General features: G+C 60.8%; 15 protein-coding genes. 1 reads left to right on the top strand and 14 read right to left on the bottom strand.

The window, feature by feature from the left end; translation table 11 throughout:
- Window positions 1-28: 28 nt before the first annotated feature.
- The 6 genes from ACVW0Y_RS17000 to ACVW0Y_RS16975 all read right to left on the bottom strand — a co-directional run bounded on the left by ACVW0Y_RS17000 (window position 29) and on the right by ACVW0Y_RS16975 (window position 5,118).
- Window positions 29-664 carry a protein-L-isoaspartate(D-aspartate) O-methyltransferase gene (locus tag ACVW0Y_RS17000; RefSeq protein WP_457439786.1) on the bottom strand — a complete coding sequence of 212 codons (636 nt, stop codon included), beginning with the start codon at window positions 662-664 and terminating at the stop codon, window positions 29-31.
- Between the two features lie 41 nt (window positions 665-705).
- Complete coding sequence (gene surE, locus ACVW0Y_RS16995) at window positions 706-1,455, bottom strand: 5'/3'-nucleotidase SurE (RefSeq protein ID WP_457439746.1); 750 nt, start codon at window positions 1,453-1,455, stop codon at window positions 706-708.
- Window positions 1,443-2,501, bottom strand: coding sequence for a tRNA pseudouridine(13) synthase TruD (gene truD, locus ACVW0Y_RS16990; RefSeq protein WP_457439745.1), 1,059 nt, complete (start codon window positions 2,499-2,501; stop codon window positions 1,443-1,445). The genes surE and truD overlap by 13 nt, the downstream gene beginning before the upstream one ends.
- The gene (ispF, locus tag ACVW0Y_RS16985) at window positions 2,498-2,971 is read right to left on the bottom strand and encodes a 2-C-methyl-D-erythritol 2,4-cyclodiphosphate synthase (RefSeq protein ID WP_457439743.1); all 474 of its coding nucleotides are present in this window, start codon (window positions 2,969-2,971) and stop codon (window positions 2,498-2,500) included. Before ispF ends, truD begins: the two co-directional genes overlap by 4 nt.
- Window positions 2,972-3,140: 169 nt before the next feature.
- A complete protein-coding gene (gene fghA / locus ACVW0Y_RS16980; protein ID WP_457439741.1) occupies window positions 3,141-3,986 on the bottom strand; it encodes an S-formylglutathione hydrolase in 846 nt (281 codons plus the stop codon).
- A gap of 19 nt (window positions 3,987-4,005) precedes the next feature.
- Window positions 4,006-5,118: an S-(hydroxymethyl)glutathione dehydrogenase/class III alcohol dehydrogenase gene (locus ACVW0Y_RS16975; RefSeq protein ID WP_457439740.1), complete on the bottom strand. Its 1,113-nt coding sequence runs from the start codon at window positions 5,116-5,118 to the stop codon at window positions 4,006-4,008.
- Between the two features lie 128 nt (window positions 5,119-5,246).
- Between ACVW0Y_RS16975 and ACVW0Y_RS16970 the strand changes: the two genes are divergently transcribed.
- On the top strand, window positions 5,247-6,125 hold the full coding sequence (locus tag ACVW0Y_RS16970) for a LysR substrate-binding domain-containing protein (RefSeq protein WP_457439739.1): 879 nt from the start codon (window positions 5,247-5,249) through the stop codon (window positions 6,123-6,125).
- Window positions 6,126-6,216: 91 nt separating this feature from the next.
- Here the strand turns inward: ACVW0Y_RS16970 and ispD are convergent, their stop codons facing one another.
- The 8 genes from ispD to dnaE form a co-directional block, all read right to left on the bottom strand.
- A complete protein-coding gene (gene ispD, locus ACVW0Y_RS16965) occupies window positions 6,217-6,927 on the bottom strand; it encodes a 2-C-methyl-D-erythritol 4-phosphate cytidylyltransferase (protein ID WP_457439738.1) in 711 nt (236 codons plus the stop codon).
- Window positions 6,924-7,202, bottom strand: coding sequence for a cell division protein FtsB (ftsB, locus tag ACVW0Y_RS16960; RefSeq protein WP_457439736.1), 279 nt, complete (start codon window positions 7,200-7,202; stop codon window positions 6,924-6,926). The genes ispD and ftsB overlap by 4 nt, the downstream gene beginning before the upstream one ends.
- Before the next feature lie 56 nt (window positions 7,203-7,258).
- On the bottom strand, window positions 7,259-8,548 hold the full coding sequence (gene eno / locus ACVW0Y_RS16955; RefSeq protein WP_457439735.1) for a phosphopyruvate hydratase: 1,290 nt from the start codon (window positions 8,546-8,548) through the stop codon (window positions 7,259-7,261).
- 145 nt (window positions 8,549-8,693) lie between these two features.
- Window positions 8,694-9,539, bottom strand: coding sequence for a 3-deoxy-8-phosphooctulonate synthase (gene kdsA / locus ACVW0Y_RS16950; protein WP_457439733.1), 846 nt, complete (start codon window positions 9,537-9,539; stop codon window positions 8,694-8,696).
- Window positions 9,536-11,167 carry a CTP synthase gene (locus ACVW0Y_RS16945; protein WP_108095927.1) on the bottom strand — a complete coding sequence of 544 codons (1,632 nt, stop codon included), beginning with the start codon at window positions 11,165-11,167 and terminating at the stop codon, window positions 9,536-9,538. The genes kdsA and ACVW0Y_RS16945 overlap by 4 nt, the downstream gene beginning before the upstream one ends.
- 185 nt (window positions 11,168-11,352) lie before the next feature.
- Window positions 11,353-12,666, bottom strand: a complete 1,314-nt coding sequence (tilS, locus tag ACVW0Y_RS16940) for a tRNA lysidine(34) synthetase TilS (RefSeq protein WP_457439731.1) — start codon at window positions 12,664-12,666, stop codon at window positions 11,353-11,355.
- The gene (locus ACVW0Y_RS16935; protein ID WP_457439784.1) at window positions 12,667-13,617 is read right to left on the bottom strand and encodes an acetyl-CoA carboxylase carboxyltransferase subunit alpha; all 951 of its coding nucleotides are present in this window, start codon (window positions 13,615-13,617) and stop codon (window positions 12,667-12,669) included.
- 135 nt (window positions 13,618-13,752) lie between these two features.
- A complete protein-coding gene (gene dnaE, locus ACVW0Y_RS16930) occupies window positions 13,753-17,274 on the bottom strand; it encodes a DNA polymerase III subunit alpha (RefSeq protein ID WP_457439729.1) in 3,522 nt (1,173 codons plus the stop codon).
- Window positions 17,275-17,295 lie beyond the last annotated feature (21 nt).

Here is a 17,295-nt window from a genome sequence, read left to right as displayed (position 1 = left end):
TGGGCCGCCAGCCTACCGGCCAAGCGGCTCAGGCCACAGGCCCGTTAAGCAGCGGCACAAAGCGCACCGCATCGAGCACATGCCGGGAGAAGCCATTTTCTTCGCGGATGATCAGCATCAGTTGCTGTACATCGCCGGCACCCACCGGAATCACCAGACGCCCGCCAGGTGCCAGTTGATCCAGCAAGGCCTGGGGCACTTCGGCAGCTGCCGCCGTAACGATAATGCCGTTGTAGCTGGCCAGTGCCGGCCAGCCTTCCCAGCCGTCGCCCCAACGAAAGACCACGTTACGCAGATTGAGTGCCAGCAATCGTTCTTTCGCTCGCTCTTGCAGAGCCTGGATACGCTCCACCGAGAACACGCGCTCAACCAATTGGGCCAGCACGGCGGTCTGGTAGCCCGAGCCGGTACCGATTTCCAGCACCTTGTCCAATGGCCCGGCGGCCAGCAGCAGCTCGGTCATGCGCCCAACCATATAGGGCTGGGAAATGGTCTGGTTGTGGCCGATGGGCAGCGCCGTGTCTTCATAGGCACGGTGCGCGAAGGCTTCATCGACAAACAGGTGACGGGGCGTACGGCGAATCACTTCCAGCACACTGGCGTTGGACAGGCCTTCTTCGTACAGCCGTTGAATCAGCCGCTCACGGGTGCGCTGCGAGGTCATGCCTATGCCGCGGTGTTGCAGATCGTCTTGCCCGCGCGCCATCAGAGGAGGCCCTCCAACCAAGGCTCGAGACTCGGTAAGCCGGCATGGAAGGTGCGATCCAGTTGCAGCGGAGTGATCGACACATAGCCTTGCATGACCGCATGAAAATCAGTCCCCGGGCCGCCGTCTTCGGCTTCGCCCACCACCGAAATCCAATAGCCTTCCTTGCCGCGCGGGTTGACCACTTTGACCGGTGCCGCCGCACGCGAGCGGTGGCCCAGACGGGTCAACTGAATGCCGCGAATCTGATCGAGTGGCAGGTTGGGAATATTCACATTGAGCACGGTACGCGGCGGCAGGTTCAGGCGTGCATGTGCCTCAACCAGACGGCGTGCGATATGGGCGGCGGTCGGCAGGTTATCCACCTGGCGCGAGGTGAGCGAGAAGGCAAATGCCGGCGCGCCGATAAAGCGCCCCTCAAGGGCGGCGGCCACGGTGCCGGAGTACAGCACGTCATCGCCGAGGTTGGCGCCCAGGTTGATGCCCGACACTACCATGTCCGGCAACTCCGGCAGCAGGCCGTTGAGGCCCAGATGCACGCAGTCGGTGGGGGTGCCATTGACGCTGATAAAACCATTGCTGAGGGTCGTCGGGTGCAGCGGACGATCCAGGGTCAGCGAACTGCCTGCGCCGCTTTTGTCCTGGTCGGGGGCGATGACCACACAGTCGGCGTAATCCGCCAGCGCGCCATACAGCGCGGCGAGGCCGGGTGCAGTCACCCCATCGTCGTTTGAAATCAGAATGCGCATGAGTTGTCCGTCTGCCCTACCGGCAACAGCTCGACGATTTCACGCACCACAGCGGTGGCGAAGCATCCAGCCGGCAGGACGAATTCCAGTTGCAGAATGTCAGGCTCGGGATAATGCCACGTCAAACCGCTGATGGGGAGGCGCAGGATACGCCGTTCGTGAGCCATGCCCGCTGCGACCAGCCAGTCGCGCAATGCCGGCTCTTTTTCGGCGACCGATTGCTCGATTTCATGGGCCGCGCCGGCAGCCGGCGAGGGGCCCTCGCCCCACAACGGACCGGTAGGATGCAGATCGAGAATCGCCAGACGCGGATCGCTGCATTCGGCTTCCCCGGCTGGGAAAAAACTGCGGCTATCGGTGAACGCCAGCAAATCGCCAACCTGTGCGCGCTGCCAACTGCCGTCCGCCACCCGTGCTGCCAGCACCTGATTGAACAGATAACTGCGTGCCGCCGACAGCAGGCGCGAGCGCACATTACGCGCATCGGGTAGTTCCTGGCGACTGGCGAAATCCCGCGCCTGCACCACGTTGCCGCCCTGGTAGGCGAAACGCTGGGTGCCGAAATAGTTGGGCACGCCAGCGGCCTTGATCTGCTCCAGGCGTGCATCGAGCACCGCCCTGTCGCCCTGCAACTGAGTCAGACGCAGGGTAAAACCATTGGCCGAGTGTGCCCCGCGTTGCAGCTTGCGTTTGTGCCGGGCGGTTTTGACGATGATCAAGCTGTCGCTCTGCGCAGCAGAGAAATCCGGATCGGCCTTGCCCGGCAGGTGCAGGCTGAACCACTGGCGGGTCAGGGCCTGGCGGTCCTTGAGGCCGGCATAGCTGATCATCTTCAACGGCACGCCGGCGGCCTTGGCCAGACGGCGAGCGGCGTCTTCGGTATTCAGGCCGCGTTTTTCCACCCACAACCAGAGGTGCTCGCCTTCACCGGCCAGGGGGATATCCAGCACTTCATCGACCTGGAAATCTTCTGCGCTGGCTTTCAGCACTGCACGGCCGGCGACGTCACCAAAAGCCAGCGGGCCGAGCAATTCGAATTCGTTCATTGGGCTACCAACAGGGCGACGGCGTGGACGGCAATGCCTTCTTCACGACCGGTGAAACCGAGTTTTTCTTCGGTGGTGGCTTTGACGTTGACCTGATCCAGCCCGACCTCCAGGTCGGCAGCGATGGCGGCGCGCATGGTCTCGATATGCGGTGCCATCTTCGGTGCCTGGGCGACGATAGTGGCGTCGACATTGCCGACCTGCCAGCCCTTGGCCTTGATCAGGCTGACCACATGACGCAGCAGCACGCGGCTGTCGGCACCCTTGAAGTTCGGGTCGGTGTCGGGAAAGTGCTTACCGATATCGCCCAGGGCCGCAGCGCCGAGCAAGGCATCGCTCAAGGCATGCAACAGCACGTCGCCATCGGAGTGAGCAAGCAGGCCGAACTTGTGGGGAATCTGCACGCCACCCAGGGTAATAAAGGTGCCGTCGCAAAAGCGGTGAACATCGTAGCCGTGGCCGATACGCATAAGCCGGATCCTGGGAAAAGCCGGGAGTTTAACCGAAGGACCCCGTTAGCGCCGCTGGCACATGAATCTGCAGATCAAAAGCATCGAGGCTGAAACCTCTCCTGCAAGCAACTCGGTCACCTGTAGGAGAGGCTTCAGCCTCGATTGGAGCGACGGTGATCCTGGGGGCCTACCCCTTCAACGCCTCGGCATGATGCCGCAAGTGGTCATCTATAAAGCTGGCGATAAAGTAATAGCTATGGTCATACCCCGGCTGCATCCGCAAGGTCAGCGGATGCCCAGCCGCCTTGGCCGCTGCTTCCAGTGCCTGCGGTTTCAGCTGGCCTTCAAGGAAGTCATCCCGATCACCCTGATCCACCAGCAGCGGCAGCTTTTCCGTGGCCTCGGCAAGCAGCACGCTGGCATCCCATTCGCGCCAGCGCGAACGGTCGGCCCCCAGGTAGTTACCCAGGGCTTTCTCGCCCCATGGACAGTTCAGCGGGTTGCTGATCGGCGCAAAGGCTGACACCGACTGATAACGACCCGGATTTTTCAGCGCACAGATCAACGCACCGTGGCCGCCCATCGAGTGGCCGCTGATGCCGCGCTTGTCCGATACCGGGAAGTTGGCTTCGATCAGCGTCGGCAATTCCTGCACCACGTAGTCGTACATGCGGTAGTGCCGCGCCCAGGGTTCCTGGGTAGCGTTGACGTAGAAGCCGGCGCCCAGACCGAAGTCGTAGGCACCCGCTGCATCGTCGGGCACGCCCTCGCCGCGCGGACTGGTGTCCGGCGCGACGATGATCAACCCTAGTTCAGCGGCCATGCGCTGAGCGCCGGCCTTCTGCATAAAGTTCTCGTCGCTACAGGTCAGGCCGCTGAGCCAGTACAGCACCGGCAACTTGACGCCCTGCTCGGCCTGCGGCGGCAGGTAAACGGCGAACACCATGTCGCAGTTCAAGGAGCTGGAGCGGTGGCGATAGCGTTTATGCCAGCCGCCGAAGCTCTTGTTGCTGGAGACGATTTCAAGGGTCATGGGGTAGCCCGCCCTGGGATCAGTAGTGGATAACGGTGCGAATGCTCTTGCCTTCATGCATCAGGTCGAAGGCGTCGTTGATCTGCTCCAGACCCATGGTGTGGGTGATAAAGGTGTCCAACGGGATTTCGCCTTTCTGCGCTTTTTCCACATAGCTCGGCAGCTCGGTGCGGCCTTTGACGCCACCGAACGCCGAACCGCGCCAGACGCGACCAGTCACCAACTGAAACGGACGGGTGCTTATTTCCTGGCCGGCACCAGCCACACCGATGATCACCGACTCGCCCCAACCTTTGTGGGCGCATTCCAGCGCGGCGCGCATCAGTTGCACGTTGCCGACGCATTCGAAGCTGTAGTCCACGCCGCCGTCGGTGAGCTCGATGATCACGTCCTGAATCGGCTTGTCGTAGTCCTTGGGGTTAACGAAGTCGGTGGCACCCAGCTCACGGGCCACGTCGAACTTGGCCGGGTTGATATCGATGGCGATGATGCGCGAGGCCTTGGCCATTTTTGCACCGATGATCGCCGCCAGACCGATACCGCCCAGACCGAAGATGGCCACGGTGGCACCCTCTTCCACTTTCGCGGTGTTCAGCACTGCACCGATGCCGGTGGTAACGCCACAACCCAGCAGGCAGACCTTTTCCAGCGGCGCTTCTTTCGGAATCACGGCCAGGGAAACTTCTGGCAGCACGGTGTATTCGGAGAAGGTCGAGCAACCCATGTAGTGGTAAATCGGCTGACCCTGGTAGGAGAAACGGCTGGTGCCATCGGGCATCAGGCCCTTGCCCTGGGTGGCGCGTACCGAGCTGCACAGGTTGGTCTTGCCAGATTTGCAGAATTTGCACTCACGGCATTCAGCGGTGTACAGCGGGATCACGTGATCGCCGATCTTTACCGAGGTCACGCCCTCGCCCACGGCTTCGACGATGCCGCCACCTTCATGGCCGAGAATCGACGGGAACACGCCTTCGGAGTCCGCACCGGACAGGGTGTAGGCGTCGGTGTGGCAAACGCCGGTGGCGACGATACGCACCAGCACTTCGCCAGCTTTGGGTGCCTCAACATCGACTTCGACGATCTGCAGCGGTTCGTTCGGGGCAAAGGCTACGGCAGCACGGGACTTGATCATGGTCGCTCTCCAGCGGGTTAAAACAGTGGCGCAGAGTGTAGTCCAAGGTGCTTTACGGAAATAATCCGGCAAATAGCAAAACATTATTGCTATTGAGGGATAATCGCCAACTGGCTGAAGGAGCGCGCATGAGCAGTTGGGATGGGCTGGATGAATTTGTAGCGGTGGCCGAGTGCGGCCAGTTCACGGCAGCGGCGCAGCGCTTGGGGTTGTCGTCGTCCCAGGTCAGCCGGCAGATCGCCCGGCTGGAGGAAAACCTGCAAACCCGTTTGTTCTACCGCAGCACGCGGCGCGTGGCGCTGACCGAAGCGGGGCAAACGTTTCTGCAGCATTGCCAGCGCCTGCAGGATGGCCGTGAAGAAGCGTTGCGCGCCGTCGGCGATCTGGGCAGCGAGCCCAAGGGGCTGCTGCGTATGACCTGCGCGGTGGCCTATGGCGAACGGTTTATCGTGCCGCTGGTTACGCAGTTCATGAGCCGCCATCCGCTGCTGAAAGTGGATATCGAACTGAGCAACCGTACCCTCGATCTGGTGCAGGACGGCATCGACCTGGCGATTCGCCTGGGGCGTTTGCAGGATTCACGACTGGTGGCCACGCGCCTGGCACCAAGGCGCATGTATGTGTGTGCGGCACCAGGCTATATGCAGCGCTACGGGCAGCCACACAGCTTGTCGGAACTGAGCCAGCACAACTGCCTTATCGGCAGCAGCGACCATTGGGATTTTCAGCAAGACGGCCGCGAGTTGTCGCAACGGGTGCACGGCAACTGGCGCTGCAATAGCGGGCAGGCGGTGCTCGATGCGGCGCTGCAAGGGCTAGGGTTGTGTCAGTTGCCGGACTATTACGTGCAGGAGCATTTGAATAGTGGCGCGTTGGTGAGCTTGCTGGAGAAGCATCAGGCTCCGAACACGGCGGTGTGGGCGCTTTATCCACAGCAGCGGCATTTGTCGCCGAAGGTGCGGCAGTTGGTGGATCACTTGAAGGCGGGGTTGGCGCACTTGGGCTGAACGAACACTGCACTCGTAGGAGCGGCTTCAGCCGCGATGCTCTTGATATCAAAAACATCGCGGCTGAAGCCGCTCCTACAGAGAGCTCGAATCAGCTTTTGTGCGCCCACCGCAGGCGCAGCCATTCGAGGTCTTCCGGCCGGGTAACCTTCAGATTATCCGCCCGCCCCTCAATCAACCGTGGCGACTGCCCAGCCCATTCGATGGCCGAGGCTTCATCGGTGATTGGCACACCCGACACCAACGCATCTGCCAGCACCCGGTGCAAGTGCCCCAGGCGAAACATTTGCGGCGTATACGCCTGCCAGATCACCGAACGGTCCACGGTTTCCACCACACGCCCGTCGGGCCCCGCACGTTTCAAGGTGTCGCGCGCCGGCACCGCTAACAAACCACCGACTTGGTCATTGGCCAGTTCGGCCAACAACAGATCGAGGTCGTAGCGCGACAGATTGGGCCGGGCGGCGTCATGCACCAGCACCCAGTCGTCTTCACCGGCACCAAGCTCAGCCAAGCGGATCAAGCCATTGAGTACCGAATCGGCGCGCTCGGCACCGCCATCGGCGCGCTCGATGCGTTGGTTGCGGGCATAAGCCAGCGTCGGCCAGTAGGCGTCATCGACAGACAGGCAGACCACCAGCCCACGCAATTGCGGGTGGTCGAGGAAGCAGTCGAGGGTATGTTCGAGAATGGTTTTACCGGCCAGTTGCAGGTACTGCTTGGGCCGGTCGGCGAGCATTCGGGCGCCGACGCCTGCGGCTGGGATCAAGGCCCAGAAGGCAGGCAGAACAGGAGTGGTCATTCGTTCAACTGATAGAGGGTTTCGCCGTCTTTGACCATGCCCAGTTCATGACGGGCACGCTCTTCAACGGTTTCCATACCCTTCTTCAGCTCCATCACTTCGGCTTCGAGGATACGGTTACGTTCCAGCAGGTTTTCGTTTTCGCCCTTCTGCTCGGCAATCTGCCGCTGCAAGTCGGTGACCTGCGCAAAGCTGCCCTCGCCCACCCAAAGGCGGTACTGCAGGCCTGCCAGCACAAGAATCAAGGCAACGAATAACCAGTAAGGGCTACGCAATTTTTACAATCTCAATGAAAAGGGCAGCTTTCGCTGCCCTTTTTACCATCCGCGACTTAACCGCGGAACTCGGCACGACCACGGTACGGTGCTTTTGCACCCAACTGCTCTTCGATACGCAGCAGTTGGTTGTACTTGGACACGCGGTCGGAACGGCACAGCGAACCGGTTTTGATCTGACCGGCGGCAGTGCCCACAGCCAGGTCGGCGATGGTGCTGTCTTCGGTTTCGCCCGAACGGTGCGAGATCACCGCGGTGTAACCGGCGGCCTTGGCCATCTGGATGGCTTCCAGGGTTTCGGTCAGGGTGCCGATCTGGTTGAACTTGATCAGGATCGAGTTGGCGATCGACTTGTCGATGCCTTCCTTGAGGATCTTGGTGTTGGTTACAAACAGGTCGTCGCCAACCAGCTGAACCTTGCTGCCGATCTTGTCGGTCAGCACTTTCCAGCCGTCCCAGTCCGACTCGTCCATGCCGTCTTCGATGGAGATGATCGGATAACGCTCGGTCAGGCCAGCCAGGTAGTCAGCGAAACCGGCAGCATCGAACACTTTGCCTTCGCCAGCCAGGTCGTACTTGCCGGCTTCGAAGAATTCGCTGGATGCGCAGTCCAGAGCCAGGGTCACGTCAGTGCCCAGTTTGTAGCCAGCGTTGGCTACGGCTTCGGCGATGGCCGCCAGGGCGTCTTCGTTGGATGCCAGGTTCGGCGCGAAACCACCTTCGTCACCCACCGAGGTGCTCAGGCCGCGAGCCTTAAGAACGGCTTTAAGGTGATGGAAAATCTCGGTGCCCATGCGCAGGCCGTCGGCGAAAGTCTTGGCACCAACCGGCTGAACCATGAACTCTTGGATATCGACGTTGTTATCGGCGTGCTCGCCACCGTTGATGATGTTCATCATCGGTACCGGCATGGAGTACACACCCGGGGTGCCGTTGAGGTTGGCAATGTGCGCGTACAGCGGCAGGTCCTGGTCCTGGGCAGCGGCTTTGGCAGCGGCCAGGGACACCGCGAGGATGGCGTTGGCACCCAGGCTGGCTTTGTTTTCAGTGGCGTCCAGGGCGATCATCGCCAGGTCCAGGGCTTTCTGGTCTACCGGGTCTTTGCCCAGCAGCAGGGAGCGGATCGGGCCATTGATGTTGGCGACTGCTTTGAGTACGCCTTTGCCCATGTAACGGCTCTTATCGCCATCACGCAGTTCCAGCGCTTCGCGCGAACCGGTGGAGGCACCCGACGGCGCGCAGGCGCTGCCGACGATACCGTTGTCGAGAATGACGTCTGCTTCGACTGTCGGGTTGCCACGGGAGTCGAGAACTTCACGACCTTTGATATCGACGATCTTTGCCATTGTTGTTAACACTCCAAAATATGACGAAAACGGCGCTGCAGAGAGGTTGATGCAGGCAGCTTGAAACCAGAGCGGCCGGCTCGACGACTCTCTGACTCACGGGTCAGAGCTCGCCCGAGCGGCACTTTACCGAAAGTTGCTGCGCTTAGGCAGTCTCAATCGGCGGGAAGCTCTTGACCAGGTCGTCCAGGGCCTTGAGCTGGGTCAGGAACGGCTCCAGCTTGTCCAGACGCAAGGCACAGGGGCCATCGCACTTGGCGTTGTCCGGGTCCGGGTGGGCTTCAAGGAACAAGCCCGCCAGGCCCTGGCTCATGCCAGCCTTGGCCAGGTCGGTGACCTGGGCACGACGGCCGCCAGCGGAATCGGAACGCCCGCCCGGCATTTGCAGGGCATGGGTCACGTCGAAGAACACCGGGTATTCAAACGACTTCATGATGCCGAAGCCAAGCATGTCCACCACCAGGTTGTTGTAACCGAAGCTCGAACCACGCTCGCAAAGGATCAACTGGTCGTTACCGGCTTCGACGCACTTGGCCAGGATATGTTTCATTTCCTGGGGGGCGAGGAACTGGGCTTTCTTGATGTTGATGATCGCGCCGGTCTTGGCCATGGCTACGACCAGATCGGTCTGACGGGACAAGAAGGCAGGCAACTGAATGATGTCGCACACGGCGGCAACCGGAGCAGCTTGCTCTGGCTCGTGCACGTCAGTGATGACGGGCACGCCGAAGGTTTTCTTCACTTCTTCGAAAATCTTCATGCCCTCTTCCAGGCCTGGGCCACGGAAGGAGGTCACAGAGGAGCGGTTGGCTTTGTCGAAGCTGGCCTTGAACACGTAAGGGATACCGAGCTTGTCGGTAACGCGCACGTATTCTTCGCAGGCTTTCATCGCCAGGTCGCGGGATTCAAGAACGTTGATACCGCCGAACAGCACAAAGGGTTTGTCGTTGGCGATTTCGATATTGCCAACCTTGATGACTTTCTGGGTCATGCCTTTCTCGCTTTCTGCGCCAGTGCGGCGTTAACGAAACCACTGAACAATGGGTGACCATCGCGCGGAGTAGAGGTGAACTCCGGGTGGAACTGGCAAGCCACGAACCACGGGTGATCCGGTGCTTCCACCACTTCAACCAGGGCACCATCGGCAGAACGGCCGGTGATTTTCAGGCCGGCTTCCTGCAGTTTTGGCAGCAGGTTGTTGTTCACTTCATAGCGGTGACGGTGACGCTCAACGATGGTTTCTTTCGCATAGCAGTCGAATACTTTCGAGCCTTCGATCAGGTGGCAATCCTGCGCGCCGAGACGCATGGTGCCGCCCAGGTCCGAGGCTTCGGTGCGAATTTCCACACCGCCTTCGGCGTCTTCCCACTCGGTGATCAAACCGACAACCGGGTGACCGCTGACCTTGTCGAACTCGGTGGAGTTGGCATCGGTCCAGCCCAGCACGTTACGGGCGAACTCGATAACCGCCACCTGCATACCGAGGCAGATACCCAGGTACGGGATCTTGTTTTCACGGGCGTATTGCACCGTGGTGATCTTGCCTTCCACGCCGCGCAGACCGAAGCCGCCGGGTACCAGAATGGCGTCCACGCCTTCCAGCAGGCCGGTGCCTTGCTGCTCGATGTCTTCGGAATCGATGTAACGCAGGTTGACCTTGGTGCGGTTCTGGATGCCGGCGTGACTCATCGCTTCGATCAGCGATTTGTAAGCGTCCAGCAGCTCCATGTACTTGCCGACCATGGCGATGTTGACTTCTTTTTCCGGGTTCAGCTTGGCATCGACAACCCGGTCCCACTCGGACAGGTCGGCACCGCCGCACTCCAGACCGAAGCGCTCGACGACGAAATCGTCCAGGCCCTGGGCGTGCAATACGGAAGGAATCTTGTAGATGGTGTCGACGTCTTCCAGACCGATCACCGCACGTTCTTCAACGTTGGTGAACAGAGCAATCTTGCGACGCGAGGACACATCGATCGGGTGGTCGGAACGGCAGATCAGCACGTCCGGCTGCAGGCCGATGGAGCGCAGCTCTTTCACCGAGTGCTGGGTCGGCTTGGTCTTGGTTTCGCCAGCGGTGGCGATGTACGGCACCAGGGTCAGGTGCATCAGCATGGCGCGCTTGGCACCCACTTCCACGCGCAACTGGCGGATGGCTTCGAGGAACGGCTGGGACTCGATGTCGCCAACGGTACCGCCGATTTCCACCATGGCCACGTCGGCATCGCCTGCACCTTTGATAATGCGGCGTTTGATTTCGTCGGTGATATGCGGAATGACCTGGATGGTCGCACCCAGGTAGTCACCACGGCGCTCTTTGCGCAGCACGTCTTCGTAGACGCGGCCGGTGGTGAAGTTATTGCCCTTGGTCATGGTGGTGCGGATAAACCGCTCATAGTGACCAAGGTCGAGGTCGGTCTCGGCACCGTCGTGAGTGACGAACACTTCACCGTGCTGGAACGGGCTCATGGTGCCCGGATCGACGTTGATATAAGGGTCCAGTTTAAGCATGGTGACCTTCAGGCCCCGCGCCTCCAGGATAGCCGCCAATGAAGCCGAGGCGATGCCTTTCCCCAATGAAGAAACAACACCGCCCGTGACGAATATGTAGCGCGTCATGAAAAACCCTAGAAGTCTGCGTTTAGGCGGTTTGCGCCGCCGGGGAAAGCTGAAGGAGGGCTGCTGCCCACCCATTACCGACAAAGCCAAAGACGATGCCGTGAAAATTGATAGCCGTGCAGAGAATCCGAAGGACTCCGCATTAGCTGTATGAGACGGGAGCGTAGTCTACCGGAACTACCCTTTCAGCTCAAACGTTGGTCATTCGTCGGCGCCTGCCACTGCAATTGCCAGTCCGCCTCAGCAGCGCCGCGGATTGCAGGCAGATTGGCGACTGCCACCAACTCATCACCGCGAAACAACAATGGCAATCTTGGCCGAACAAAAGCTGGAATTGCCTGTTCATTGAGCAGGCGTTTGAGATCGCGATGACCGCGACCCGGCAGATTCATAACTTCCCCACCTTGGCGATAGCGCACCTGCAATGGCCCACCGGGTGCTTCGCCTTGCAGGCTCAATTGGCCATTGCCCGGGAGTTGCAGCGGGTGCTCGGGCGCAGACCAGACCAGTGGTGGCACCGGTGCCGCCAGCCAGGCACCACTCAACCACCACAGACGCCCGCCCTCGCGGTGCAGCTCACCCTGAGCCAGACGCCATACCGGCTTGGCCTCAGCGCCGGCATCACGCAAGTCCAGCCATCCGGCCCAGTGCTCGCTGTCGGGCAGCAGGGTCAGCGGTGCCAGCCAATGGCGCAGGGCATTGCGTTGGCGCTCGGGCGAAAGGCTGAGCAACGGTTGCAAAACCAGCGATGGCAGGTTCAGCCAGGCGAAGGGGCTGGGGGTTTGCGCCGGCTTCAGGTCCAGTTCGGCGAGTTCGTCCAGCAAGCCCTGCGCCTCGCGCAAATGCGCCGCACTGCGCGCAAGTGTGTGCGCCGCCTGCGGCCAGTGCGCGGCGAACTGCGGGAACACCTGATGCCGCAGATGGTTGCGCGCGTAGGCCGGGTCGGCATTGCTGGGATCGTCCACCCAACTCAGGCCGTGCTCGTGGGCATAGGCCAGCAACTCGGCACGCGAACAATCCAGCAGTGGTCGCACCACGTTGCCCCGCCCTAACGGGCGGCTCGCTGGAATACCGGCCAAGCCACGCACACCGGCACCGCGCAGCAAGCGAAACAGTAAGGTCTCCGCCTGGTCATCGCGGTGCTGCGCGGTGAGCAGTACCTCGGCCTCCCCCAACACCTGGGTAAACGCCTGATAACGCGCCTCGCGGGCCGCCCGTTCCAAACTGGCACCCGGGGCAACCTGCACATTAATAATGCGCAGCGGCACACCCAACCCATCACACAGCCGCTGACAATGCGCCGGCCAGCCGTCAGCCGCAGCCTGCAGGCCGTGATGGATATGAATGGCATTAAGAGGTGGCAAGCGCTCGGTGTGCCCGAGGGTCGCCAAGAGGTGGAGCAGAACGCTGGAGTCCAGGCCACCGGACAAAGCGATATGCCAGGCCGGCGCAGCACGCCAGGGTGCCAGGCCAGCTAGCAACCTGGCGTGCAGATTCATTTAGGCAATGCCGTAGCTCATCAGACGGTCGTAGCGACGCGCCAGCAGCGCATCGATATCGAACTTCTGCAAGGACGCCAACTGCTCACCCAATGCGGCACGAATCGAGGCAGCGGCCACGGCCGGTGCCGAATGCGCGCCACCCAGCGGCTCGTCGATCACTTTATCTACGATGCCCAGGCCTTTCAGGCGCTCGGCAGTAATACCCATGGCTTCAGCAGCATCCGGGGCCTTTTCGGCGGTTTTCCACAGAATGGAAGCACAACCTTCCGGCGAGATCACCGCGTAGGTGGAGTACTGCAGCATGTTCAATTGATCACACACGCCAATGGCCAGTGCGCCGCCGGAACCACCTTCACCGATTACGGTGGCGATGATCGGCGTTTTCAGCCGCGCCATCACGCGCAGGTTCCAGGCAATGGCTTCGCTCTGGCCACGCTCTTCGGCGTCGATGCCCGGGTAGGCGCCCGGGGTGTCGATAAAGGTCAGGATCGGCATTTTGAAACGCTCAGCCATTTCCATCAGGCGGCAGGCTTTGCGGTAGCCCTCTGGTCGTGGCATGCCGAAGTTGCGGCGAACTTTCTCGCGCACTTCGCGGCCTTTCTGGTGACCGATCACCATGACTGGCTGATCGTTGAGACGGGCTACGCCGCCAACGATGGCCGGGTCATCAGAAAAATGGCGGTCGCCGTGCAGTTCGTCGAACTCGGTGAAGATATGTTCGATGTAATCGAGGGTGTAGGGGCGACGCGGATGGCGGGCCAGCTTGGCGATTTGCCAGCTGGTGAGGCTGCCGAAGATGCTCGCGGTCAGCGTGTTGCTCTTGTCTTGCAGACGGGCAATTTCATCACTGATGTTCAGCGAATTGTCGTTACCGACCAGGCGCAGCTCTTCGATCTTGGCTTGCAGATCGGCAATCGGCTGTTCGAAATCGAGAAAGTTCGGGTTCATAGTCATCCGTCTTGCGCCGAGGCCGTGGCCTGGCGGCTTAGTCCGTTGAGCGCCTTACCTTACGGGAACAGGCGCAGTCAGGTCGAGAGTAAAAACCGTGCGGCGAGCAGGGATCCCCGCTCGGCACGCCAAAAACTAGCGATAGTGCAAAAAGACGTTGTCGCGCCCGAACTGGTCACGCAATGTCTGAATCAATCCATCGGCCGGGTCGATCCGCCAGCCTTCACCGAACTGCAACAAGGCCTTGGCTTCGCTGCCGGTGTAGTCGAGGGTGATCGGGCAGCCGCCGCGATGCTTCTTGCACAACTCAGCCAACCAACGCAGGCGATCACCTTTCAATGCATCGCTCTGCACCCGCACCCGCAGGCTTTCGGCCAGGCCGGTGCGCGCATCTTCCAGGCTCATCACGCGTTTGGCGCGCAGGCGCAGGCCGCCGGAGAAATCGTCGTTACTCACTTCACCTTCGACCACCACCAGCGCGTCGGTCTGCAGCAGCGCCTGGGCGGAGTTGAAGGCATCGGCAAACAACGAGGCTTCGATGCGCCCGGAGCGGTCATCGAGGGTGATAAAGCCCATCTTGTCGCCCTTCTTGTTCTTCATTACCCGCAGATTGACGATCAGCCCGGCAATGGTCTGGCTGTCGCGCGCAGGCTTCAAGTCGATGATGCGCTGGCGGGCGAAGCGACGGATTTCGCCTTCGTACTCGTCGATCGGGTGACCGGTGAGGTACAGGCCCAGGGTTTCCTTCTCACCGCGCAGACGTTCTTTGAGCGACAGCTCCTTGGCCTTCTTGTGCTTGGCATAGACGTCCAGGTCGGCGTCACCGAACACCCCGCCAAACAGGTCGGCATGGCCGCTGTCGTGGCTGCGCGCAGTCTGCTCGGCGGCCTGAATCGCTTCTTCCATCGAGGCCAGAAGCACCGCGCGGTTGCGGTCGATATTGGCCTGATAGGCTTTGATTTCGTCGTGGAAGTACGGGCCCAGGCGGTCCAGCGCGCCGCTGCGGATCAAGGCATCGGTGGTGCGCTTGTTGATGCGCTTGAGGTCGACACGGGCGCAGAAGTCGAACAGGTCCTTGAACGGCCCGGCCTGACGCGACTCGACAATCGCCTCCACCGGCCCCTCGCCCACACCCTTGATCGCACCCAGGCCGTAAACAATGCGGCCGTCGTCGTTCACCGTGAACTTGAATTCCGAGGTATTCACATCCGGTGCGTCGAGGCGCAGCTTCATGCTGCGGCACTCTTCGATCAGGGTCACCACCTTGTCGGTGTTGTGCATATCCGCCGACAACACCGCCGCCATAAACGGCGATGGGTAGTGGGCCTTCAGCCAGGCGGTCTGGTACGACACCAGGCCATAGGCGGCGGAGTGGGATTTGTTGAAGCCGTAACCGGCGAATTTCTCTACCAGGTCGAAAATGTTACCGGCCAGGTCCGCGTCGATATTGTTCTTCGCGCAACCGTCAATAAAGCCGCCGCGTTGCTTGGCCATTTCCTCGGGCTTTTTCTTACCCATGGCGCGGCGCAGCATATCCGCCTCACCGAGGGTGTAGCCGGCCATCACCTGGGCGATCTGCATCACCTGTTCCTGGTACAGGATGATGCCGTAGGTCGGCAGCAGCACCGGCTTGAGGCCGTCGTACTGGTAGTCCGGATGCGGGTAGGCCAGCTCGGCACGACCGTGCTTACGGTTGATAAAGTCATCCACCATGCCGGACTGCAGCGGGCCCGGACGGAACAGCGCCACCAGTGCGATAAGGTCTTCCAGGCAGTCGGGCTTGAGCTTTTTGATCAGCTCTTTCATGCCGCGCGATTCGAGCTGGAATACCGCAGTGGTTTCTGCCTTCTGCAACAGCGCGTAGGTCGGCTTGTCGTCCAGCGGAATAAAGTCGATGTTCAGCGGGCCGTCGCCAACTTTGGCGCGGTCGCGGTTAATGGTTTTCAGCGCCCAGTCGATGATGGTCAGGGTGCGCAGGCCGAGGAAGTCGAACTTCACCAGGCCAGCGGCTTCCACGTCGTCTTTGTCGAACTGGGTTACCAGACCGCCGCCTTCGTCGTCGCAATAGATCGCGGCAAAGTCGGTGAGTTTGGTCGGGGCGATAACCACACCACCGGCGTGCTTGCCGACGTTACGGGTAACGCCTTCAAGCTTCTTGGCCATCTCCCAGATTTCAGCGGCCTCTTCGTCGACCTTGAGGAAGTCACGGAGGATTTCTTCCTGCTCGTAGGCTTTTTCCAGGGTCATGCCCACTTCAAAGGGAATCATCTTCGACAGGCGATCCGCCAAGCCGTAAGACTTGCCCTGCACCCGCGCCACGTCGCGCACCACCGCTTTCGCCGCCATGGTGCCGAAGGTGATGATCTGGCTAACCGCGTTGCGGCCGTACGTTTGGGCCACGTATTCGATTACGCGGTCGCGGCCGTCCATGCAGAAGTCGATATCGAAGTCGGGCATGGATACCCGTTCCGGGTTCAGGAAACGTTCGAACAGCAGGTCGTACTGCAGGGGGTCGAGGTCGGTGATCTTCTGCACGTAAGCCACCAGGGAACCGGCACCTGACCCCCGGCCCGGGCCGACCGGAATGCCGTTGCGCTTGGCCCACTGGATAAAGTCCATCACGATCAGGAAGTAACCGGGGAAGCCCATCTGGATGATGATATCCAGCTCGAAATTCAGCCGGTCGACATAGACCTGGCGTTTCTCTTCATAGTTGGGCGTGGTCTCTTTCGGCCACAGCACCGCCAGACGCTCTTCCAGCCCCTCGAAGGAGATCTTGCGGAAGAACTCGTCCATGGTCATGCCGTCCGGCACCGGGAAGTTGGGCAAGAAGCTCTTGCCCAGCAGGATTTCGATATTGCAACGCTTGGCGATTTCGACGGTGTTTTCCAGCGCCTCGGGGATATCGCTGAACAGCTCCCACATTTCTTCCGGCGATTTCAGGTACTGCTGGTCGCTGTAGCTGCGAGCGCGGCGCGGATCATCGAGGGCACGACCCTCACCGATGCACACGCGGGTTTCGTGAGCTTCGAAGTCGCCCTGCTTGATAAAACGCACGTCGTTGGTGGCCACCAGCATGGCGTCACAACGGCCAGCCAGTTCGACCGCCAGGTGCAGGTATTCTTCGTCGTTGACGCGGCTGGTGCGTTGCAGCTCGAGGTAGAAACGGTCGGGGAACACGTCCTGCCACTCACGCAGCGAGGCTTCGGCTTCCTGGATATTGCCGGCCAGCAGATTGAGGCCAATTTCGCCTTCTTTGGCACCGGACAGGGCAATCAGCCCCTCGGACGCTTCCTTGACCCACTCACGCTCAATGATCACTTCGCCATTGCGCTGACCTTCGGTGAAGCCGCGGGAGATCAATTCAGTGAGGTTGCGGTAACCCTTGGCATTCATTACCAGCAGGGTCATGCGGCTGAGCTGGCCGTCTTCGTCTTTGCTCGCCAGCCACAGGTCGGCACCGCAGATCGGCTTGATGCCAGCGCCCATCGCCGCTTTATAGAACTTCACCAGGGAGCACAGGTTGCGCTGATCGGTAACCGCCACCGCTGGCATACCTGAACCGGCGGCCGCCTTGACCAGCGGTTTGACCCGCACCAGGCCGTCGATCAGGGAGAACTCGGTATGCAAACGCAGGTGAACAAAGGTGGCCGGCATGCTGATCCTATAAAGCGCAAA

Source organism: Pseudomonas sp. TE3786 (genome assembly GCF_054057335.1).
This window is presented reverse-complemented; position numbering and strand designations above follow the sequence as displayed.